Raw genomic sequence first — 481 nt, 5'->3', positions numbered from 1 at the left:
CTGCTTTATGTGAATGAGATAAATGATATCTGGATGGAAATACCACGCTATGTAAATCATGGGTGGTCTGGATTATGGTTTGTTACATTTATAATAATTATCCCTCTAATTATGTATACGGCTTTTATTTTTGTACCTGGTGTTATTTATGTACCATCGTTGTTATTTGTGACTGTAACAGGAGTTTTTATTTTTTTATCATTTTTACTTTATTGTTTTAAAGTCNCGGCGCACCCATACGCTTTAACCGCAAGCGCCAGAAAGTCTACGCCTATGAATATCAGCGCGGTATCTGGCCCTGGAAGCGCTGGCCGGTGAAGGTCAAGGTGTTTGACTGGGCGGATATTCATGCAGAACGGGTGCTGATGGCGGGCCACGCCGACTGGGGGCACCGAGTGTATTGTGCAGTCTGCAGGCCGGGGACGTTTGAGGTAGTGGATCGGTTTATTCTGACGTGGACGGTAGGGAGTATTTTTCAGGC

The 481-nt window shown here is 44.6% G+C and carries 1 protein-coding gene; it reads left to right on the top strand.

All coding sequences use genetic code 11. From position 1 onward, the window contains the following. Nucleotides 1-236: 236 nt before the first annotated feature. On the top strand, nucleotides 237-481 hold a 245-nt coding region (locus tag GJV78_RS24245), incomplete at its 3' end, for a DUF6708 domain-containing protein (protein ID WP_407929085.1).

The organism is Intestinirhabdus alba, assembly GCF_009711095.1.
Classification (GTDB): domain Bacteria; phylum Pseudomonadota; class Gammaproteobacteria; order Enterobacterales; family Enterobacteriaceae; genus Intestinirhabdus; species Intestinirhabdus alba.
Note: the sequence above shows the minus strand (reverse complement) of the source record. Positions and strands in the feature narration are given on the sequence as shown.